Genomic DNA, 21275 nt, shown 5'->3' with positions numbered 1-21275 from the left:
GCCATCACAGCCCGTCCTTTCGACTTAGCGAACCGCCCCTACAAAACCTGCAGTTCCCCCGCAGATGACCGTCCGTCGCGGCCCTCGGTCAGCTCATAGCTTACCTTCTGGTTGTCGGCCAGGCCGGTCAGGCCGGCGCGTTCCACGGCCGAGATATGCACGAAGACGTCCGAGCCTCCGTCATCGGGCGCGATAAACCCGTAACCTTTTGTGGTGTTGAACCATTTCACGGTGCCAGTGGGCATTCCGTCTCTCCTCAGTCAGGCCCGCCCGCGGTATGCGACGGGTTGGTGCAGCCAGGGAATTCGAAGTATCCAGCAGCCCCGAGAAGGGAGGCGGTCGTCGAAAGTCTGTTGTCACAGGGGAAATTTGGCGCAGTATCAGGTAAAATTCAAGGATTTCAGTAAATGGACCCATCAAAGAAGACTGACGTTAACGTCACATTATTCGGATTGGGCAGCTGCGATACCTGCCGGAAGGCCGCGAAACAGCTGTCCGCCGCCGGGTATTCACTGGTGCGGGTCGATGTGCGCGCGGACCCGCTGGATCCGCGACAGATTGCGCGGTTCCTCGACGCATTCGGTGACGCCCTGATCAACCGCAAATCGACAACCTGGCGCGGTTTGTCCGAAGCGGAGCGTGCGGGCGCACCGGCCGACTTGCTGGCCGCACATCCGGCACTTATGAAACGCCCTGTGGTCGACGGGCCGGGTGGGCTGACGCTGGGCGCGGACGCGCAGGCCGCGCATCTTGGATAATGTGGCCGCGCCCCTTACTTGAGGTGCTGAAACCAAGTTGCCATACGTTTGGCATACGCAACGCATACGGAAGGCAGACATGCGCAACGCAGCCCTTGTTCTTGGCATCATCGGCGGGGTCCTGGCCCTGATCGTCGGGTTTTTCAGCTATGGCTACACGGTCGCGGTGGAAAGCCATGAGGTCGTGCGCGATTTCGTAGATCAGGTTGAAAATGTTGAGAAAACGCGCGCCGTTGCCCTGTTCGCGCCGATCCTTGCGATCGCCGGGGCGGCGATGTCCAAGGTGCGCGCGCTTTGGGGTGGGGCCGCGATGCTGATTGCGGCTGGTCTTCTGGTCTGGGGGCTCGGCTGGGGGTTCTTCATCACCTTCCCCGTGGCGCTGATCGGCACCGCCGGACTGCTGGCAATCGCCGCTGGCCGTCCCGATGAACCCAAGGCACATTTTTGAGTGCGCGCTTCGGCGCGGGCGTTGTTGAAAATCCAGCAAGCCCCATTCGGTTCGTCGCTCCTTGCAACACCGGGCCGCAATAGCGTACCGGGCGCTGCATGAGTGTTGATGTCATCATCGAAGACCCCCGTTGGGATGCGGTCGCACTTGCGCCGCTGGCCCGGACTGCGGCACACGCGGCGCTGTCCGATCTGGCGCTTGACCCTGACGCTTGCGCCATCGCGCTTCTGGCCTGCGATGACGCCCGTATCGCGGTGCTGAACGCCGATTTTCGCGGCAAACCGGGGGCCACGAACGTGCTCAGCTGGCCGTCGGGTCCCTGGACACCGACCCGCCTTCCGCAAGACGGCGAACTCGGCGATATTGCGCTTGCTTACGACACATGCGCAGCCGAGGCCGCCGATCAGGGCAAATCGCTGGCCGATCATGTCACCCATCTGATCGTCCATGCCACCCTGCATTTACTGGGATTTGACCACGAAACGGACGCCGAAGCCGCCGAAATGGAGGCATTAGAGGTCGCAATACTTGCACGTCTGGGCCTTGCTGACCCATATAGGGGGCAGGGGGCGTGATCCCCGGGCCACCGGAAAGGTAAAATGACCGACGCCACTGACGGGTCTTCTAGCGCGGCGCAGCGCGCGCAAGACATCCAACAAGACCCGAACGCCCCGCCTGCGGGCCCCGGCTTTCTGTGGCGTTTGTTCCGGGGGCGGTCCGCCTCTGAACCGGTCAGCGAAGCCGCGGCGCAATCGCAGTCGCCCGAATTGCCGCGCACGACCCTGCCGGGCCTGTCCAACCTTTATCAGTTGCGCGTTGAAGACGTTGCGATCCCGCGCCCCGAGATTGTGGCCGTCGAAGCGGCGACCAAACGCGAGGCGCTGCTGGATGTGTTCCGCGACAGCGGCCTCAGCCGGCTACCGGTCTATACTGGAACGCTGGACACCCCGCTGGGGCTTGTGCACCTCAAGGATTTCGCGCTGGAACATGGCTTCAACGGCAAGGCATCGACTTTCCGCCTGCGCAAGCTGGTGCGCCCGCTGCTCTATGTGCCGCCCTCGATGCCGATTGGTGTGCTGCTGCAGAAAATGCAGACTGATCGTATCCACATGGCGCTGGTCATCGACGAATATGGCGGCGTCGACGGTCTGGTCACTCTGGAAGACCTGATCGAACAGGTATTGGGAGAGATCGAGGACGAGCACGACATTGACGAGGATAAATACTGGGTCGCCGAGCGTGACGGCGTCTGGCTGGCAGAAGCACGCACCCCGCTGGACGAGTTTGAGGCTGAAAGCGGCATGACCCTGCGGATCCCGGATGAGGAAGAGATCGACACTCTTGGCGGCGTCGTCTTCCTGTTGCTGGGCCGCGTGCCCGCGCGTGGCGAGGTGATCGTCCACCCCGGCGGCGCAGAGTTCGAGATTGTCGACGCCGACCCGCGCCGCGTCAAACGCCTGCGCGTCTGCCGCCCCGATGCCCGCAAACCTGCGACCTGACGCGGTGTTCTGGGCTGAAGCCTCGCCTGACAAACCACTGGGCAATGTGGAGTGGCAGATCGTCTCGGGGTCACTCAAGCCCGCGCCAGCCTGGTGACGCAATCCGTGCCGGGCCGTGCAATCCACCCGCTGTCTGTCGATGTGATATCGGCGCGCAGGGCCGCGATCCTGGCCCCGTTCATTGGCGCGCTGGCGGCGGTCGGGCAGGCACCGCTGGGTTGGGAAAAACTGTCGCTGGTGGGGTTCGCGCTGCTGATCTGGCTGGTTGCGGGTGCGCCGCGCGCGCGGGTTGCGTTCCTGCGGGGCTGGCTGGCGGGCATCGGCTATTTCGGTGCCACGTTGTTCTGGATTGTCGAGCCATTTTTGGTGGATGTGGCGCGCACCGGCTGGATGGCGCCTTTCGCATTGCTGTTCACCGCGACCGGTTTCGCACTATTCTGGGGCGCCGGGTCGGCTGTTGGTCTGCGGTTTGCGCGCGCACCCGCCCGGCGCGCTGTCGGCGTTGCACTGGCCTTGTCGTTGGCCGAGGTTCTGCGCGGTCACATCCTGACCGGCTTTCCCTGGGCCTTGCCTGCCTATATCTGGATCGACCGCCCGCTTGGACAATGGCTCGCCTGGGTCGGGCCATACGGGCTGACGACGCTGACGCTTCTGGCCGTTGCTGGTCTTGGCACTGCACCGCTTGCCGGGCGTGGGAAGATCTTCGTGGTTCTGACTGTGGCCCTTCCAATCCTGGCGCTGGAGCTGAGCGGTCTGACGCGCCTGCGGTCTTTGCCTTTGGCGCAGCCCGACCGGCCAATCGTCCGCCTGATCCAGCCCAATGCCCCGCAGCACCAGAAGTGGGATCCGGCGATGATCCCGGTGTTCTTTGAACGCGCCGAAGCCGCCACCGCCGCATCCGCTGAAACACCGCCCGCCCTGGTCGTCTGGCCCGAAACCGCACTGCCCACATTCCTCGACCTGGCTGAAAACGCCCGCACCCGCATTCGCGCCGCCGCAGGGGACGCCGAAGTCGTCGTCGGCACCCTGCGCCGCGATGCAACCGGCATCTTCAACAGTCTGGCGGTGATCGGTCCCGACGGCGCGGCCAGCCAGATTTACGACAAGCATCATCTTGTTCCTTTTGGAGAGTTCATTCCGCTGGAAGCGCTGGCCCGGCGCATCGGGCTTGGCGCATTGGCAGCACAGGGCGGCGCGCTGTCGGCGGGCCCCGGGCCAAAGCTGATCGACCTCGGCCCGCTTGGCACCGCGCTGCCGCTGATCTGTTATGAGGCGATCTTCCCCGCAAATGCCCGCACCGGCCAACGCCCGGATCTGCTGTTGCAAATCACCAACGATGCCTGGTTCGGGGAATACGCTGGGCCGTTCCAGCACCTTGCCCAGGCCCGCGCGCGCGCCATCGAACAGGGGCTGCCGCTGATCCGGGCCGCCAACACCGGGGTCAGCGCCGTGGTCGCGCCGTCAGGCGATGTCGTCGCTTCGCTGGGGCTGGGCCAGCAAGGACACCTTGACGCGCGCCTTCCCGCACCATTGGCCCCGACATTCTATTCCCGGTTCAACGACTGGCCTACGATCATCCTGATCCTTCTGGGCCTGCTTTTCGTCGCCAGCCCAAGGCGCAAATCCTAAGGGGTATCAGCCCGGAATTGTGCCCGCCGAAGGTATAAATCCACTGACTTGCGTTGACGCCAAGCGCTGTCCCGCATAGGGCAGAGTCCTTGCCCGCCCCAACGGCTTCCTGACGGGGCGGCGTGTTATATCAATGGAGCGCCCCCCGATGGCCCGTCAAAACTATACCTTCACCTCGGAATCCGTATCCGAAGGTCACCCCGATAAACTCTGCGATCGCATCTCGGATTCCGTACTGGACGCGTTTCTGGCCGAGGAACCCGAAGCCCGGGTCGCGGCCGAGACATTCGCCACCACCAACCGCGTGGTGATCGGCGGAGAGGTGGGCCTGTCCGACAAGGATCGGCTGGCCACCTATATGGGCCGGATCGAGGGGATCGCACGCGATTGCATCCGGGACATCGGTTACGAGCAGGAGAAGTTCCACTGGAAAACCTGCAAGGTCACCAACCTGCTGCACGAACAATCCGCCCATATCGCCCAAGGCGTCAATGCGCGTGGCAATAAGGACGAAGGCGCGGGTGATCAGGGGATCATGTTCGGCTATGCCGTCAACGAAACGCCCGAACTGATGCCCGCCCCGATCCAGTATTCCCACGCCATCCTGCGCCGCCTGGCTGAGGTGCGCAAATCCGGTGAACAGCCGACGCTCAGGCCCGATGCCAAAAGCCAGATCTCCTTGCGGTATGAAAACGGTGACCCGGCCGAGGTGACCTCGATCGTGCTATCGACCCAGCACGCCGAGGAAAGCCAGACCTCGGATGATATTCGCGCGATTGTCGAGCCTTACATTCACGAGGTTCTGCCCGATGGCTGGATCACCGCCAACACCGTCTGGCACGTCAACCCGACCGGCACCTTCGTTATCGGCGGCCCGGACGGCGATGCGGGCCTGACAGGCCGCAAGATCATTGTCGACACTTACGGTGGAGCGGCCCCGCACGGCGGCGGCGCGTTTTCCGGCAAGGACCCGACCAAGGTCGACCGCTCAGCCGCCTATGCCGCGCGCTATCTGGCCAAGAACGTGGTTGCGGCGGGCCTGGCGCACCGCTGCACGATCCAGCTGAGCTATGCCATCGGCGTCACCAAACCGCTGTCGATCTATGCCGACACCCACGGAACCGGACAGGTCGAGGATGCGGCCATTGAAGCGGCGGTGTCCCAGGCGATGGACCTGACCCCGCGTGGCATTCGCGAGCACCTGGGCCTGAACCGCCCGATCTATGCCCGCACCGCAGCCTACGGCCACTTCGGGCGGGAACCTGACGCAGACGGCGGCTTCAGCTGGGAACGGACCGATCTGGCCGAGGCGTTGAAAAGGGCCGTCTGACGACGGCCAGCCTCCGCCGAAAACGGGCGGAGCCCTTGGGCGGTCACAGTCTGGAATGACAATGAGCAACCCTCAGCGCCCCTGGCGCAACTTCTATGGTCGCCTCAGCGGCAAAACCCTGCGCGACAGCCAGAAGGAATATCTGGAGTCCGACCTCGGCGTGCTGTCGCCGGGGCCGGTTGGCTGGGATGACAACCCGGAACGCACTCCGCTGGACCTCATCGCGCGTTTCGGAGATGTGCCGGTCTGGCTGGAGGTTGGATTTGGCGGGGGTGAGCATTTGGTGCATCAGGCCGCCCAAAACCCCGGTGTCGCGATTATCGGGGCGGAACCTTATATCAACGGCGTTGCCATGCTGTTGGGCAAGCTGCGCAAGGCGGCCGTCGAAAACGTGGCGATCCACCCCGGTGACGCCCGCGATCTGATGGATGTGCTGCCAGCGGGTTCGATTGCCCGCGCCTTCCTGCTTTACCCCGACCCCTGGCCCAAGGCGCGCCACCATCGCCGCCGGTTCGTCACGCCCGAACATCTGGAGCCTTTGGCCCGCGCCATGGCGCCCGGCGCGATTTTCCGCGTGGCAACGGATATCGAGGATTATGTTCGCCAGACCATGGAAGAGGTTCCGGGCACGTATTTCACCAACCTGACCGATGACATCTACCGCCCCTGGGATGACTGGATTTCCACCCGCTACGAACAAAAGGCCCTGCGCGAGGGGCGCAGACCGCATTATTTGACGTTTCAGCGCAACGGAACTGCGTCGGATTGAGGGCGATGCCTTGTTCGCCCGCGCGCGGATGATTACACTGTCACCAACTCAAGACCCACCAAGGCGGCCCGCAGGGGTCGCTTTTACTTATTCAAGGAAGCGGCATGTCCTGGACCGATGAACGCGTCGAGACGCTGAAGAAAATGTGGACCGAAGGTCAATCTGCCAGCCAGATCGCCAAGGAACTTGGCGGCGTGACCCGCAATGCGGTGATTGGCAAGGTGCATCGCCTGGGCCTGTCGAACCGCTCGGGCGGGCAGGCGGCCCCGGCGGCCAAGGAAAAACCGGCCCCGGCGCGCGCCAAGCCCAAGACCGAACCCAAGGTTGAGGCAAAGCCAGCGCCCGAGGTGAAATCCGCCCCCGGCCGCGCCACCGAAATCCCGCCGCCCGCGCCGGTCAATCTGCGCACCAAGATCATCCCCGCAGGCCAGCCCCTGCCACCGCAGCCCAGCGCGAATGAGATCAGTCCAGAAGCGCTGGCCAGCGTGCGCGAGGTTGAGAAGAAGGCAAATAAAATCAGCCTGATGGAACTGACCGAGCGGACCTGCAAATGGCCGATCGGCGATCCGGCGACAGAAGATTTCTGGTTCTGCGGTTTGGGCGTCAAATCTGGCAAGCCCTATTGCGAGGCCCATGTCGGCGTCGCGTTTCAACCGATGAGCTCTCGCCGGGATCGTCGCCGCTGATCAGCACGTGATGGTTTGGCTGGGGAGATCCTTTGCCGGGTGACCGGTTGGGGATGAAGCGGACGTTCTCATCGCTCACTTCTTTGCCTGGAATCAAGCCCGTGAGGGCGCCGGGCGATCGCCTGACCGTCCCGCGGGCAGGCGATTTCGATGGGTAGTGAAACCTTCGTATCTTAGAGTTACCGCTGAACCATAAATTGCCCTACACCACCGTTGCGTCGCCTACCCCCGGTCAGGCGACCACCCGGCTTGGCGATTGATCGCAAACGTCCGCCCCAGCCCAGGAACGACGCCAGCCAATTCCACAGTTGTAACCCCCAGACCTCAACCGCAGTGCTTCCTGACCTCGGTATCCCGCAACCCGGTCTCTCGCAGCATGCAGCGGTTGCGCGCTTCATAGTAATAGCCCTTGGCGTACCACTGCACGGCCTGTGCCTCGCTCCCGTTGGACAGCAGCCAGGCGCCGCGCAGGTATTTCGTGGCGTATTTCAGGTTGGTATTGGCATCCAGCAAATCGCTCGGCGCACCGGAAAACCCCATCGTTCCAGCCGTCGCTGGCAGGATCTACATCATCCCGTAATAGGGCCCGTTGCGCGCATCCGCCCGGTAATCGCTTTCGCGCTGGATCACCCGGTGCAGCAGGCTGCGCGGAATGTCATAGTGATCGGCCCATTTGTTCACCAGGCGGCGAACGGCGCGCGTTTCCCCGGGGTAGAGGTCCGGTGAAGCCGCCCTATGAACGGGCGCAAAATACGGGGCGGCACGTGGTTCGGGCTGCGGGGTCTGCGCGGCGCAGGCCGACAGAAGGATCAGAACGGCCAGGGGCGCGAAAATTCGGGCAGAACACATGCGGGCAACCTTTGGATCATTCGGTCCGGGTATGTGACGTGCCCGCGCGGTCCGGGCAAGACCCAACCGGCGCAGGTGGCAGAGTCCCGCGCAAGGCGCCGCGTCAGGCGCCGGAAAGATCGTCCCAGCGCATGTCATCCAGATACAGCGCAAATTTACCGCCGAAATCCTCATACCCCTGCGCCGTCTGTATTTTTCCGCCCGATACGACGATCCGGTCACCATCCAACTTGGCGCGGTGGCGACTGATCCACCCCGGAGGATTTCCCGACGTCGCAACCGGTGAAATCGCGTAGTCAGACAAATCCAGTTGCAGCACCTGCGTTTCACCAACGCGCCGGTTCTGTTGGTAGCCCAGGCTGCCAATCAGAATGATCCGCCCCTCTAGCAACGTGGCCGTATGAAAATCGGTCGGCGGGAAAACCTCTGCGGGGTAGGCAAATATCTGCACGCCCCCGACACCGTCATGCACGACAACATCGTTGTAGATGTTGAAATCGGGATCATAGTGATCCTCATGCTCGCCTGCGATCTGCACCCAGCGACCATCGGGCAGGCGGGTTGTGGTGCGCCCGAAGCGATCGAAACTCCAGGTTGCGGGGCGCGGGAACGCCGCCTTTTCCGCGTCGGATGCGAAGTCCTGCAACCCGGCATAACCGCTTTTGCCGGTGCGGATCATGTGTCGAAGGAATGCCGCGTCAACCGTTTCAGGGTTGTGCAGGCCGGGTCGTGGAACAGACTGACTGTTGAATGTGTCTGCTGACACGGCCTGTTCCGGGATCAGACAAGCCCCGGTGACAAAGCGCATCTGGTCCGCATTCAAACTGTCCAGTTGCGCCGGATCCCAGCCCGCCGCGACCAGCATGCGCGCGATGACCACGACCTTGGGCGTGCCATCGGCGGTCAGTTCGGCGGCCGGATCCTCCTGATAGGCGGCGATGTCGTCAATGTCCGACATATCCGGGTCATGCGACAACAACAGGCGCAGCACATCGACATGATGCATGTTGGCGGCGGTCCAGACAGGGCTTTGGCCCCAGGCATTCTCGGCATCCGCCGAAACCCCGGCCTCCAGCAGCGAGGCAACAACCACGGCGTCGCCGGATTCGACTGCGGTGTGCAACGCCTCACCCGCCTCAACCCCATCGGTGCCGCCTGCGTCCAGTTGTGCCGCCATCACCAGCCTGGTCTTGTCGGCATCGCCAACCAATGCTGCCAATTCCGCGGCTGTGTTCTTTTCTTCATCCGGGCGCATCAGAAGATCCGAAGGCAGGGCAGCCGCCACATCCCCCGGCGTTCCCCACGCAATCGCGGTGTGCAGCGCGCCCCAGCCAACTGCATCCGGGTTAGCGCCCGCATCCACCAGCCGGTTCATCACGTCAAACCGCCTGCGCTCATAAGCATAGGCCAGCGGCGCATCCATCAGGAACGACCGCTGGTTCGGGTCCGCACCGCCGTCCAGCAGGGCGCGAACCTGGCCTGTCAGATCATCATCGTCAGCCCGCTCAATCGCTTTGATCAGCGGCGTGCGCGATTTTTCGTCCTGCTTCAGCAGGCGCTTCAACTCTTTTTCGATCTGCTTGTGGCTTTTGGCTTCGGCTTCAACCTCGGCACGCTCAGCACTAAAATCGTTCAGTATGTCGAACTGGACGTCCTGCCCGCTCAGCGCCACCCGGCGCCGCCATTTGGCCAGCAGGTCACGGGCCTGATCCAACGTCGCGTCGTTAGCGCGCGCAATCTCGGGGCCGATCTCGGCGAATGTCTCGGCCAGGCCATCTTCGAATTGCGCCATCAGCGCGTCGCGCTGGTCCGGGTCCAGGTCGTCCATCGCGCCTTCCAGCGATTTGGCGACCTCGTCCAGCGTGCCTTCCAGCATCGCCTTGTCGTCGGCGGGAATGGCCGCATCCACATCGCTGTGCTTGCCCATCACCTTGCGCAGAATTCCCGAAAACATGCCCGATCCACTTTGCAATAACTCGAAACCTCCGATAGGCGGAGCCGTGACGAAAGAGGGTCTGAATGAACAATCCGCCAGAATTACGGCCAGATTTGGCACCTGCACCCCGTCTTGCAGATACCCGCCGCCCCGGTCAACCGACCATCGGCATGGTCAGCCTTGGTTGCCCCAAAGCGCTGGTCGACAGTGAACGCATCCTGACCCGCCTGCGCGCCGAAGGCTACGCCATGTCGCCCGACTATGCCGGGGCCGACGCGGTGATCGTCAACACCTGCGGGTTTCTGGACAGCGCCAAGGTAGAAAGCCTTGATGCGATTGGCGAGGCGTTGACCGAAAACGGCCGCGTCATCGTCACCGGCTGCCTGGGGGCCGAGCCGGAGTATATCCGCGAACACCACCCGAAAATCCTCGCCGTGACTGGCCCGCATCAGTACGAGGCTGTGCTGGACGCCGTCCACGCCGCCCGCGCCCGACCCGTTCATCGACCTGCTGCCCGCCAGCGGCGTCAGCCTGACCCCGCGCCACTACAGCTATCTGAAGATCGCCGAGGGCTGTAACCACAAGTGCAAGTTCTGCATCATCCCCGACATGCGCGGGCGGCTGGTGTCGCGCCCGGCCCATGCCGTGATCCGCGAAGCCGAACGGCTGGTCGACGCAGGCGTCAAGGAACTGCTGGTCATCAGTCAGGACACGTCAGCTTACGGAGTCGACATCCGCCACGCGGAAGATCGCTGCCACCGCGCCCATATCACCGATCTGGCGCGCGACCTCGGCAGCCTCGGCGCCTGGGTCCGCCTGCACTACATCTACCCATACCCGCACGTCCGCGATCTGATCCCGCTGATGGCAGAGGGGCTGATCCTGCCCTACCTCGACATCCCGTTCCAGCATGCCGACCCCGGCGTCCTGCGCCGCATGGCCCGCCCGGCGGCGGCGAAAACGCTCGACGAGGTCGCCGCCGGGCGACAAATCTGCCCCGACATCGCCCTGCGCAGCACCTTCATCGTCGGCTATCCCGGAGAAACGGAGGCCGAATTCCAAGTGCTGCTCGACTGGCTGGAAGAGGCGCAATTGGATCGCGTCGGCTGCTTCAAATACGAAGACGTCGCCGGGGCGAGGAGCAACGCACTGCCCGACCATGTGGCCGAGGAGGTCAAACAGGAGAGGTGGGAGCGGTTCATGGCCAAAGCGCAAGACATCTCAGCCGCGAAACTGGCCGCGAAGGTCGGCCAGCGGCTGGAGGTGATCGTGGATGAGGTCGAGGACGGCGTCGCCACCTGCCGGACAAAAGCCGACGCGCCGGAGATTGATGGGAACCTGTTTATTGATGAGGGGGCAGAGGGGCTGTCACCGGGGGATATCGTTAAGGTGGTTGTGGATGAGGCGGGTGAGGGCCGTCTAGGAAACGCCCCAGTGGGGCGTTTCAGGCCCGAACGGGCGGAGCCCCGGGGCGAAATAGAAACGCCCCAGTGGGGCGTGTCCGCCACCAACGGGCGGAGCCCCGGAGCGAATAAAGAAACGCCGTGGGGCGGCGTTTCCAGCACAAGCGGGCGGAGCACAGCAGTTTGAGTAGGAGTTAAACCCGAATGTCTAGTGTCTCGGTTACTGGGTTATGATCACGCATTCGCATTTTGCGACTAAGATCGTAAGGATTGTTTCGGCCGATTGTGTTGAAAAACTCCGAAATCAGAGCGTCGCGGATTTCTTGCGAAAACCTATGAAGCGAAATAGTCGGAAAGCTTTGACCACGAGACAGCGCATGGCTGCGCGTGAGCGCATGTAGGCGATTTGGGCCGACCCCCGCGCCAAAAATTTAGGATCGGGCTGCATGGAAAGAAAAATCATCGTTCAGGCCCTAAAACGGAGTTTTTCAACACAATCGGCCGACAATTGCTGCTTGCGCAAGCAAGTAGGATAGCCTTTCTGGGTATCCATAGATTCGATCCCAAGGAACGATTGGAATCTTTACATCATCCTTCAAAAGGTTCTCAATTATTCGACCTGGCATATTCGGGTATCGATTCTCGTATTCAGTTTTGGTTGAAATTGTCGTCCACGGACCTTCGTAGTCCGCATAAATTGCCTTCTTCTCATCTGGAAATGCCGCATGCCAACTAGTGCTTCCAGATGATGGAAGATCAATAACTACAATCCCTGATCTTCCATTAACTTTGCCGTCAATCATTGAGGATTTCAATTCCCAATCAACGTGTTTTCGATATCTGGTTTCGAGTCCGCTAAGCAAAACAGTAACTTCAGAATCCCGAAGGTACGTGTCTCTAATAATCCTTCTAATAACTTGTGGCTCTAGGTTCTCATCAATATCTCCAACGCCGACCGAGTAGTCAGATATTAGAGCGCCGTCCTTGAAATCTGAATCGATGGGATTCCCAGAGGTCTGATTTTGTGATTCACCGAATGTGGAGGTGGATCATGGGGAAATCACTGTCTTTGGACATTCGAGAGCGCGTCGTCGCGCTGGTAGATGAAGGACTTTCCTGCCATGAGGCGGCCCGGCGTTTGCGGATATCGGTCGCGAGCGCGGTGCGGATCATGCAGCGCAAAAGGCGAACCGGCGGCGTGAAAGCTGCGCCTCAAGGACGGCCTCGACGCAGCAAGTTGGACGCGGCGTCCGAGTGGTTGAAATTACGCGTGCAAGCTGAACCGGACATCACCATGCCGGAGCTGGCCGAAGCGTTGAAGCAGGAGCATGACCTAATCGCCACACCGGCGATGCTCTCGCGTCACTTGCTTCATCGCCTTGGGTTCACATATAAAAAAATAGCTGATCGCAACGGAAAGGCTGCGCAAACGGGTTCGCGCCGCGCGATACGAGTGGCGGCGTCGGATGCCGAGGATGCGCCGTGAGCCGCATAGGCTGGTGTTTATCGACGAAACCGCCGTCACCACCAAGATGACACGCCTGCGGGGCCGATCCCTCCGGGGGACTCGGCTTGAGGCGGACGCGCCCTTCGGCCACTGGCGCACGCAAACCTTCATCGCCGGGCTGCGGATGGATGAACTCAGCGCACCCTGGGTTCTGGACGGCCCCATGAACCGCGCCGCCTTCGACATATACATTGAAACCCAATTGGTTCCGACCTTGCAGCCAGGTGACGTCGTGATCGCTGACAACCTGTCGTCCCACAAATCCGCAAAGGCACAGGCCATCCTGAAAGCGCAGGGAAGCTGGCTCCTCCTCCTGCCGCCCTACAGCCCCGACCTGAACCCTATCGAAATGGCATACGCCAAGCTCAAAGCACATCTGCGACGGCTGAAAGCACGTACCTTCGACGCGCTGTTCCAATCCGTCGCACAAACCTGCGACCTCTTTCCACCAGAAGAATGCAGAAACCTCTTCAAGGCTGCCGGATATGTTGCAGATTAAATGGACCATGCTCTAGTCCGCTCGCGGTTGCCCAATTGACGAATAATTCTTTGTGTTCCTGATCGAGGCGATGATGATAACAGGTAAATGTTTTAATCATTTTTTTCCTATAGGGCAGAGAGAAATATGAATATTGTAACTAAGAAACAGATCGCGGCGGAAATTAGGTACCCAACCTCGATGTAGTAAAACACTGATGCTTTTCGATCGGAAACGTCCGGAAGATCTTCGTCGCCGATTGCTGCGCCGTAATCGCGAAGCGCCTGTCCGTTTCCGATGATGGCGTCGTTAACTTTGTAGAGCACTTTCCAAAACATCATCGCGGCCAGCCCGACTATCAGAAAGAACCAAAAGGGTAACGAATTGTCGGAAAAGTTAATAACAACTGCCCCGGCGGCTAGCAATGCGATAGACGCTTGTATTATCTGATAGCGAATCTTGTCTAGATGCCGCCAGGTTTCATAGCGTTGGCGATATCGCTCTAGTTTTCCTTCTTCCATCACGGCAATGTGGGACTTGATTGGTTAAACTTCAAGGTATCCTCACTCCCTAACCAACCGTTCCAACGCCGTTCCACCACCCCAGGTCCCGTGCAACTCCCGGCCCGGCATCACCACGTAGACCACCGGCGTCTCGGCGCCCCAGTCCACCGTTACCACCCGGCCCTCGCGCACGCCTGTCCCGGCATAGGTCTGCCCGCCGACGTTCCAGGCAAATGCCACCGCGCCGTCGGTCTCCTCAATCCGCACGGTCCCGGAATAGGCGGATCCATCGGGGTTCCGCCCTTCGGCGATGTAATTCCCTGTCAGGCTGCGCACCTTGTCCTGCGCCAGTGCGGGCAGGGCCAGTGTGGCGCTCAGCAGGGTGAAGGCGATGCGGCGGGTCATGGGGCGGCCTTTCAATGGGGCAATGAACGCCCACAGCTTGCGTCACTGCCACTGGCCTTGCAACACGTTCAGGCCTGGAGCGCCTTGACGCCAACCGCCCCCTCACGTTCGGCCTGCATCGCGTGCGCGGCGGCATGGGCCCCGGCCAGCGTGGTGAAATACGGGATCCGGTCCGACAGCGCGACGGCCCTAAGCGAGCGTGAATCTTCCACCGCCTGCGTCCCCTCGGTTGTGTTCATCACGATCTGCACGCCGCCGTCCTTCATCACATCGACGATGCTGGGCCGGCCTTCATAGGCTTTCTTGACCACCTCGGCGGTAATCCCGTGTTCGCCCAGATAGACCGCCGTTCCGCTGGTCGCCAGCAGGCCAAAACCCAGCCCTTCCAGCACCTTGGCCGTTTCCACCAGCAGCGGGCCTTTGTCCGCCTCCTTGATCGACAGGAAGGCCACGCCCACCTGCGGAAACACAACGCCCGCGCCCATCTGCGCCTTCAGAAACGCCCGGTGGAAGCTGGAGTCATATCCCATCACCTCCCCGGTCGAGCGCATTTCCGGCGCCAACAGTGTATCCACGCCGGGAAAGCGCGCGAAGGGCAGCACCGCTTCCTTTACCGCGAAGCCGTCGATCATCGGGTCTTTCAGATCAAACGCCGACAGCTTTTCCCCCGCCATCACCCGCGCCGCAATGGCCGCAATCGGGGACCGCACTGCCTTGGCGACGAAGGGCACGGTGCGGGATGCACGCGGGTTCACCTCGATCAGGAAAACCTCACCATCCTTCACCGCGAACTGCACGTTCATCAGCCCGACGACGTTCAGCGCCAGCGCCAGCGCGCGGGTCTGCACCTCGATCTCGGGCAATGATCGGGGCAGGCAGGGAATAGGGCGGCAGGGAACAGGCCGAGTCGCCCGAATGCACGCCCGCTTCTTCAATATGCTGCATGATCCCGGCGACATGCACGTCCGTGCCGTCGCACAGCGTGCCGTTGTCCTGTTCAACCCGCAGGATTTCCATCACATGTTCGAAGGTCAGCGGTTCAAAATACAGACGGTCCGAGGTGTCATAGTCGGTGCTCACCGTTTCCGGATTGCAGTTGACCATGATGGTTTCATAGCCCGCTTCGGTCAGCGCATAGCAGGCGTGGCAGCAGCAATAGTCGAACTCGATCCCCTGACCGATCCGGTTCGGCCCGCCGCCCAGGATGACGACCTTCTTGGCGCCCGATGGGCGTGCTTCGCATTCAACGTCGACCATCACGGGGGATTCGTAAGTCGAGTACATATAAGGCGTCTGCGCCTCAAATTCCGCCGCACAGGTGTCGATCCGTTTGAAAACGGCGGTGACGCCAACGTCCTTCCGGGCGCGGCGCACATCCGCTTCGCTTTGCCCGGTCAGATGGGCCAGCCGCGCGTCGGTGAAGCCCAGCATTTTCAACGCGCGCAGGTCCTGGGCGTCGGCGGGAAGGCCGTTCTGGCGCAGTTGTTCCTCGGCCTCGATAATCTTGCGTATTCGGGCCAGGAACCACGGGGCAAAGGCCGTGGCGGTGAATATCGCATCGTCGCTCATCCCGTGGCGCATCGCCTGCGCGATCACACGCAGGCGGTCCGGTGTCTCGCGCGACAAGGCCGCGATCAGCGCGCTGTCTTCCGGCGCGCCCTCAATTTCGATCTCATCAAATCCGGTCAGGCCGGTTTCCATGCTGGCCAGCGCCGATTCTGTGGAAAAACAACGTGTTGCGGGCGCAGAAAGTAGCGATTTGAACATAGCGCGAGCGCCTTTCTGATCAGGCTTTGCGCGTTTGCTGCGGTGCAGGAAAGATCTTTGCCAGTTTGCGAAGGTTTTGGGCAGTGGCGGCGAGCAGGAATTCGTCATTTGCGCCGCATGGTCCACGTAATCGGAGCCGTCCCAGGCCGAGAATGCGCTTGAGGTGGGCAAAGAGCATTTCGACCTTCTTCCGGAGCTTCACCGAGATCTTGTATTGCGGCGTTTTGGCGATTGCGCGGGCGATGTCGCGAGCGTCCTCATGTTCCTCACGGGTGATCTTACGGGCGTCGGCATTCGGGCAGCACTTCGGCTTGGAAGGACAGGATTGGCAGGTGTGCTTCAGCGCTTGGTACTTGGCCACGCCCTTGCCGGTTGGGCCGCGATTGGGGTCGGAGTAGTTTCGGCGGAACTGCTTCAGAGCCTCGCCTTCCGGGCAGATGTATTGATTGTTCTCGGCATCCCATTCGAAGTCAGCTCGGGACCAGGTGCCATCGGTGCGCCCGGCTTTGTCGAAGACCGGGATGTGCGGTGCGATCTTTTCACCCACCAGCCATCCGAGCATGGGTCCCGATCCGTAGGCGGTGTCGGCGATCAGCCGTTCGGGATGAAGATCGAAGCGCTCTTTGGCCCGCTTCAGCATCGTCTTGGTTGACCCCACCTCGGCTTGACGGATCGACCGTGTCGCTTCCACGTCGACGATGACACCATGATCGGTATCGATGAGATAGTTGTCGGAGTAGGCAAAAAATGCGGGACCCTTACGCGCCGCCGTCCACTGGCTGGCTGGGTCGGAATAGGACGTGAACTTTGGCTCGACCGGTGTCGCTGCTCCGAATGCGGCCTCATCCAGAGTGTCGAGATACTCGCGGACCGCGCGGGGTGCAGCGTCTGCATCGATCCGCGCAATGTCCCATTCTTCCTTTGGCGCAGAGTACTGCTTGTTGGCATCCGCCTCGATCAAGCTGGCATCGACGGCCAGGCGCTGACCGCTGACGAGACCTTCGGCGATGCATCGCGCGACCGTGGTCTCGAAGAGATGGCGCAGCAGCTCACTCTCGCGGAACCGACCATGCCGGTTCTTTGAAAAGGTCGAGTGATCCGGCACCCGATCGGCCAGGTCGAGCCGACAAAACCACCTGTACGCGAGGTTCAAGTGTACCTCTTCACAGAGCCGCCGCTCGGACCGGATGCCGAAGCAGTAACCGACGATCAGCATCCGGATCAGCAGTTCAGGATCGATCGAAGGACGACCGGTGTGGCTGTAGAAATCGGCAAGATGGGCGCGGATGCTGCTCAGATCGACGAAACGATCAATCGATCGCAGCAGGTGATCTTGCGGGACATGGTCTTCCAGCGAGAACTCATAGAACAGCGCCGCCTGTGCTTCCTGCCTCGGTCCCATCATGGCTGATCCTCCCGCTTGTTGAGAGGATTGAATCAGCGCCATAGCCCTCGATCAAGCAGGAGTTTTTCAACAAAATTCGCCCGGAGCGGACATTGGCAGATTTTCCCTGCGCCCGGTGCGCGCCGTAAGGCGCAGGGCGTGCGCCGGACCGGTCCCTCCGGTCAGGCGCTGGTCTGAAGTTGGCGCGTCCAAGCGAGTTGACGGCCAAAGCTGAGCCATAAATCATGCAAACTCTATGGCGGCGCAGCGCCAGCCCACCGGTCCGGCACGCGCCTTGCTTGCGATGCATCTGCGAACGTCCGCTTCGGGCCGATTGTGTTGAAAAACTCCGAAATCAGAGCGTCGCGGATTTCTTGCGAAAACCTATGAAGCGAAATAGTCGGAAAGCTTTGACCACGAGACAGCGCATGGCTGCGCGTGAGCGCATGTAGGCGATTTGGGCCGACCCCCGCGCCAAAAATTTAGGATCGGGCTGCATGGAAAGAAAAATCATCGTTCAGGCCCTAAAACGGAGTTTTTCAACACAATCGGCCATATTGAGGCAACCACACCCCGCGCAGCGAACGCATATTTCAACCTCGTAACGGCCAAGTGACGCCGTGCGACGGATCGTACCCTTGAAGGCGCTGCCATCTGCCCCAAAATTACTGTATCAGATTTGCATCGCTGCCGGTTGATCCGGCACAGTATGTGTCATCGAGAAGGAGTGAGTAAGTGAACCAACAGGCAATCACCCTGCAGCCATCGCGCGCATTGTCCGCGAATGCGCTGTGGACCCTGACCGTGGGGCTGGGCCTTATCCTGGCCAGCGCGCTGGCCGCCGACGCCCAGAACCGCCCCGTGACATTCGCCGATCTGGCCGAACAGGTCAGCCCGGCGGTGGTGAATATCACCACCTCGACCACCGTGGCTGGCAACACCGGATCCGGCCCAATTCTGCCCGAAGGATCCCCGTTCGAGGATTTCTTCCGCGATTTCATGGACCGCAACGGCCAGCCGGGTGACCGCCCCAGCCGTCCGCGTCGCAGTCAGGCGCTGGGCTCGGGCTTTGTGATCTCCGAAGATGGGTTCATCGTCACCAACAACCACGTCATCGAAGGCGCTGATGAAATTCAGATCGAATTCTTCGAAGGCGGAGAACTTGAGGCCGTCGTGATCGGCACCGACAAGAACACCGATCTGGCGCTTCTGAAAGTTGAAAGCGACGAACCGCTGGCCTTCGTGCCCTGGGGCGACAGTGAAGCGGCCCGTGTTGGCGATTGGGTCATGGCGATGGGCAACCCGCTGGGCCAGGGCTTTTCGATCTCGGCCGGAATCATCTCGGCCCGTGGTCGGGCGCTTTCGGGCAGCTTTGATGACTTCATCCAGACCGATGCGGCGATCAACCGGGGCAACTCGGGCGGGCCGCTGTTCAACATGGATGGTCAGGTGATCGGCGTGAACACCGCGATCCTGTCTCCGAACGGGGGGTCGATCGGGATCGGCTTTGCGATGAGCAGTGAGGTCGCGACCAATGTGATCAGCCAGCTGCAGGAATTCGGCGAAACCCGCCGCAGTTGGCTGGGCGTGCGCATTCAGGATGTGACACCGGACGTGGCCGAGGCAATCGGCCTTGAAGAGGCGCGCGGCGCACTTGTAACCGATGTCCCCGAAGGCCCCTCGAAAGAGGCGGGTGTTCTGGCCGGTGACGTTATCCTGTCCTTTGACGGAACCGAGGTTGAGGATACGCGCGAGCTGGTCTCGACAGTTGCCAACGCGCCGGTGGGCAAGGCCGTGCGCGTGATCGTTCACCGCGATGGCGGCACCCAGACACTGCTGGTGACGCTGGGACGTCGCGAAGATGCCGAGGCCGAAGCGGTCCCGGCATCGGCCCCGGCTGACGAACCGATTGCAAAGGATCTGCTGGGTCTGTCGATCTCTCCGGTGACAAGCGATCTGCGCGCCGAGATGAACCTGGCCGATGGCCTGGAAGGCCTGGTTGTGACCGAGGTTGGCGAAGATACCGAGGCCTTTGAAAAAGGCGTGCGCGCCGGCGATATCATCACCGAGGCTGGGCAACAGCCAGTGACCAGCGTTGACGATCTGGAAGCCCGGATCGAAGACGCGCGCGAAGCGGGGCGCAAATCGATCCTGCTGCTGGTACGCCGCGAAGGCGACCCAAGGTTCGTGGCGCTGTCGCTGGACGGGTAACAACCCGCCGAACCGAAAACGAAAGGCTCCGCCATGGCGGGGCCTTTTTTCTTGTGGGTCTCAATGAACGAAGGCCCGATCTGCGTGTGTTCAGCCAAACCTCTGATGCCAAATCCGCAAGGACAGCGTAGAAACTGTTCGTCGCCAGAATTGGAAAGGCATCTGAATGACGTTTCTTGGCATTGATCTTGGCACTTCCGGCCTGCGCGCGCTGTTGGTCGATGAACATGGCGCGCCAATCGCCTCGTCCGAGCGTCACTACAGCGCAAGTCATCCGCATCACGGATGGTCAGAACAGGACCCGGCGGACTGGATCGCGGCGCTGGAGGGTGCGGTCAGGGAATTGCGTGAGACTTGCCCGGCATTCGGCGCATTGCGCGGCATTGGCGTCGCAGGGCACATGCACGGGGCGACGCTTCTGGACAAAACGGGCAAGGTTTTGCGGCCTTGTATCCTTTGGAATGACTCGCGGTCCCATGCTGAGGCGGCCGAACTGGATGCCATGGCTTGCGTGCGCGATCTTTCAGGCAACATCGTGTTCCCAGGTTTCACCGCGCCGAAGTTGAAGTGGGTATTCCGGAACGAACCTGCGGTCTTCAGGGCGACGGCCAAGGTTTTGTTGCCGGGCGCCTATCTGAATTACTACCTCACCGGGGAATATGTCGCCGATATGTCTGACAGCGCCGGGACATCCTGGCTGGATGTGGGCAAGCGGGACTGGTCGGACCGTCTGCTGGATGCGGGCAAAATGCGCCGCGATCAAATGCCGCGCCTTGTCGAAGGCTCAGAAGCGGCTGGCACCCTGCGGAACAGTCTGGCGCGGGATTGGGGCCTGAACGGCACCGTCACTGTGGCTGGTGGGGCCGGTGACAATGCGGCTGCAGCCTGTGGGATTGGCGCGTTGGAGGAAGGTCAGGCGTTCGTGTCGTTGGGCACCTCGGGCGTGCTTCTGGCTGCGCGTGATGGGTATCACCCCGCGCCCGAAACAGCCGTTCACACCTTTTGCCATGCGGTGCCGGGGCGCTGGTATCAGATGGGGGTGATGCTGTCAGCGGCCGACAGCCTGGGCTGGTTCGCGCGCATTTGCGGCCAGACGCCATCCGATATGACCGCGACGCTTGGCGACACGCTTCATGCGCCGGGAAAGCTGCGCTTCCTGCCCTATCTGTCGGGCGAGCGGACCCCCCACAACGATGCAGACATCCGCGGCGGGCTGACCGGATTGTCGTCGGGCACAACGCGCGAGGATATCACCCGTGCCGTTCTGGAAGGCGTGGCTTTCGGATTGCGTGACAGCTTTGACGCCCTGGCCGCGACCGGCGCGAAACCGGACAAGATTATTGCCATCGGCGGCGGCAGTGCCTCGCGATATTGGCTCAGGCTCATCTCGACAATGTTTGGCGTGCCTTTGCAAGTACCGGCCTCGGGCGAGTTTGGGGCCGCACTTGGAGCCGCACGTCTTGGCATGATCGCGGCCACCCGGGCCGCAGTTGAAAATGTTATGTCACCTCCGGAAATTCAGAACGAAGTGCAACCTGACGACGCTCTACGCCCGGCATTTGACCAGGCTTATCAGGCCTTCCGCGCCGCCTATCCAGGATTGAAGGCGATCCAGTGACGAATGCGAAATTCCGGCCAGGTGTTCAGGTCAGACATGTTGAAACACCTTTCCTGATCCGCTGACATGCCACCGCATTTGCCAACCGGTGCTAC

General features: G+C 61.6%; 19 protein-coding genes, 3 pseudogenes and 1 riboswitch. Of the genes and pseudogenes, 14 read left to right on the top strand and 8 right to left on the bottom strand.

What is annotated here, in order from left to right; genetic code table 11:
- Window positions 1-38: 38 nt before the first annotated feature.
- Entirely contained in the window at window positions 39-245 is a 207-nt protein-coding gene (locus GKR99_02145) for a cold-shock protein (protein ID NKB26409.1), read from the bottom strand.
- A 162-nt stretch (window positions 246-407) separates the two neighbouring features.
- Here GKR99_02145 and GKR99_02140 point away from each other — a divergent pair, with 162 nt between their 5' ends.
- The 8 genes from GKR99_02140 (at window position 408) to GKR99_02105 (ending at window position 7119) form a co-directional block, all read left to right on the top strand.
- On the top strand, window positions 408-758 hold the full coding sequence (locus GKR99_02140) for an arsenate reductase (GenBank protein ID NKB26408.1): 351 nt from the start codon (window positions 408-410) through the stop codon (window positions 756-758).
- Window positions 759-837: 79 nt separating this feature from the next.
- Window positions 838-1206: a hypothetical protein gene (locus GKR99_02135; GenBank protein NKB26407.1), complete on the top strand. Its 369-nt coding sequence runs from the start codon at window positions 838-840 to the stop codon at window positions 1204-1206.
- A 98-nt stretch (window positions 1207-1304) separates the two neighbouring features.
- On the top strand, window positions 1305-1781 hold the full coding sequence (gene ybeY / locus GKR99_02130) for an rRNA maturation RNase YbeY (GenBank protein ID NKB26406.1): 477 nt from the start codon (window positions 1305-1307) through the stop codon (window positions 1779-1781).
- Between the two features lie 24 nt (window positions 1782-1805).
- Window positions 1806-2705: a CBS domain-containing protein gene (locus GKR99_02125; GenBank protein ID NKB26405.1), complete on the top strand. Its 900-nt coding sequence runs from the start codon at window positions 1806-1808 to the stop codon at window positions 2703-2705.
- A gap of 141 nt (window positions 2706-2846) precedes the next feature.
- The gene (lnt, locus tag GKR99_02120) at window positions 2847-4334 is read left to right on the top strand and encodes an apolipoprotein N-acyltransferase (GenBank protein NKB26404.1); all 1488 of its coding nucleotides are present in this window, start codon (window positions 2847-2849) and stop codon (window positions 4332-4334) included.
- Between the two features lie 90 nt (window positions 4335-4424).
- Window positions 4425-4475: riboswitch (SAM riboswitch) on the top strand.
- 7 nt (window positions 4476-4482) lie between these two features.
- A complete protein-coding gene (locus tag GKR99_02115) occupies window positions 4483-5664 on the top strand; it encodes a methionine adenosyltransferase (GenBank protein ID NKB26403.1) in 1182 nt (393 codons plus the stop codon).
- Between the two features lie 61 nt (window positions 5665-5725).
- Window positions 5726-6433 carry a tRNA (guanosine(46)-N7)-methyltransferase TrmB gene (trmB, locus tag GKR99_02110; GenBank protein NKB26402.1) on the top strand — a complete coding sequence of 236 codons (708 nt, stop codon included), beginning with the start codon at window positions 5726-5728 and terminating at the stop codon, window positions 6431-6433.
- Between the two features lie 104 nt (window positions 6434-6537).
- Complete coding sequence (locus GKR99_02105) at window positions 6538-7119, top strand: GcrA cell cycle regulator (GenBank protein NKB26401.1); 582 nt, start codon at window positions 6538-6540, stop codon at window positions 7117-7119.
- Window positions 7120-7443: 324 nt separating this feature from the next.
- Here GKR99_02105 and GKR99_02100 read toward each other — a convergent pair.
- Both GKR99_02100 and GKR99_02095 read right to left on the bottom strand, forming a co-directional pair.
- Window positions 7444-7968 (bottom strand): annotated as a pseudogene (locus GKR99_02100) (transglycosylase SLT domain-containing protein).
- Between the two features lie 103 nt (window positions 7969-8071).
- Entirely contained in the window at window positions 8072-9922 is a 1851-nt protein-coding gene (locus GKR99_02095) for a hypothetical protein (GenBank protein NKB26400.1), read from the bottom strand.
- 65 nt (window positions 9923-9987) lie between these two features.
- On the opposite strand from GKR99_02095, the pseudogene rimO reads away from it, so the two are divergent.
- Window positions 9988-11494: pseudogene (gene rimO, locus GKR99_02090) on the top strand (30S ribosomal protein S12 methylthiotransferase RimO).
- 43 nt (window positions 11495-11537) lie between these two features.
- Window positions 11538-11708 (top strand): hypothetical protein, encoded by a 171-nt coding sequence (locus GKR99_02085; protein NKB26399.1) that lies wholly within the window; start codon window positions 11538-11540, stop codon window positions 11706-11708.
- 87 nt (window positions 11709-11795) lie between these two features.
- Here the strand turns inward: GKR99_02085 and GKR99_02080 are convergent, their stop codons facing one another.
- Window positions 11796-12308 (bottom strand): hypothetical protein, encoded by a 513-nt coding sequence (locus tag GKR99_02080; GenBank protein ID NKB26398.1) that lies wholly within the window; start codon window positions 12306-12308, stop codon window positions 11796-11798.
- Between the two features lie 50 nt (window positions 12309-12358).
- Between GKR99_02080 and GKR99_02075 the strand changes: the two genes are divergently transcribed.
- Window positions 12359-13313 (top strand): IS630 family transposase gene (locus tag GKR99_02075; GenBank protein NKB26397.1). Its coding sequence is split into 2 segments (ribosomal slippage): window positions 12359-12709 and window positions 12711-13313, totalling 954 coding nucleotides; the frame shifts between segments, so codons are not numbered across the junction.
- Between the two features lie 107 nt (window positions 13314-13420).
- Here GKR99_02075 and GKR99_02070 read toward each other — a convergent pair.
- From GKR99_02070 to GKR99_02055, 4 genes and pseudogenes are all read right to left on the bottom strand, one after another.
- A complete protein-coding gene (locus GKR99_02070; protein NKB26396.1) occupies window positions 13421-13813 on the bottom strand; it encodes a hypothetical protein in 393 nt (130 codons plus the stop codon).
- 42 nt (window positions 13814-13855) lie between these two features.
- On the bottom strand, window positions 13856-14200 hold the full coding sequence (locus GKR99_02065; protein NKB26395.1) for a hypothetical protein: 345 nt from the start codon (window positions 14198-14200) through the stop codon (window positions 13856-13858).
- A 68-nt stretch (window positions 14201-14268) separates the two neighbouring features.
- Window positions 14269-16075, bottom strand: a pseudogene (locus GKR99_02060) (hypothetical protein).
- Complete coding sequence (locus GKR99_02055; GenBank protein ID NKB26394.1) at window positions 15987-17372, bottom strand: IS1182 family transposase; 1386 nt, start codon at window positions 17370-17372, stop codon at window positions 15987-15989. The pseudogene GKR99_02060 and the gene GKR99_02055 overlap by 89 nt, the downstream one beginning before the upstream one ends.
- A gap of 224 nt (window positions 17373-17596) precedes the next feature.
- Here GKR99_02055 and GKR99_02050 point away from each other — a divergent pair, with 224 nt between their 5' ends.
- The 3 genes from GKR99_02050 (at window position 17597) to xylB (ending at window position 21180) form a co-directional block, all read left to right on the top strand.
- A complete protein-coding gene (locus tag GKR99_02050) occupies window positions 17597-17803 on the top strand; it encodes a hypothetical protein (protein NKB26393.1) in 207 nt (68 codons plus the stop codon).
- A 358-nt stretch (window positions 17804-18161) separates the two neighbouring features.
- Window positions 18162-19562 (top strand): Do family serine endopeptidase, encoded by a 1401-nt coding sequence (locus GKR99_02045; protein NKB26392.1) that lies wholly within the window; start codon window positions 18162-18164, stop codon window positions 19560-19562.
- Window positions 19563-19728: 166 nt separating this feature from the next.
- A complete protein-coding gene (gene xylB / locus GKR99_02040) occupies window positions 19729-21180 on the top strand; it encodes a xylulokinase (protein ID NKB26391.1) in 1452 nt (483 codons plus the stop codon).
- The last annotated feature ends 95 nt before the right edge of the window (window positions 21181-21275 follow it).

The sequence above is a fragment of the Paracoccaceae bacterium genome (assembly GCA_012103375.1).
Classification (GTDB): Bacteria; Pseudomonadota; Alphaproteobacteria; order Rhodobacterales; family Rhodobacteraceae; genus WLWX01.
This window is presented reverse-complemented; position numbering and strand designations above follow the sequence as displayed.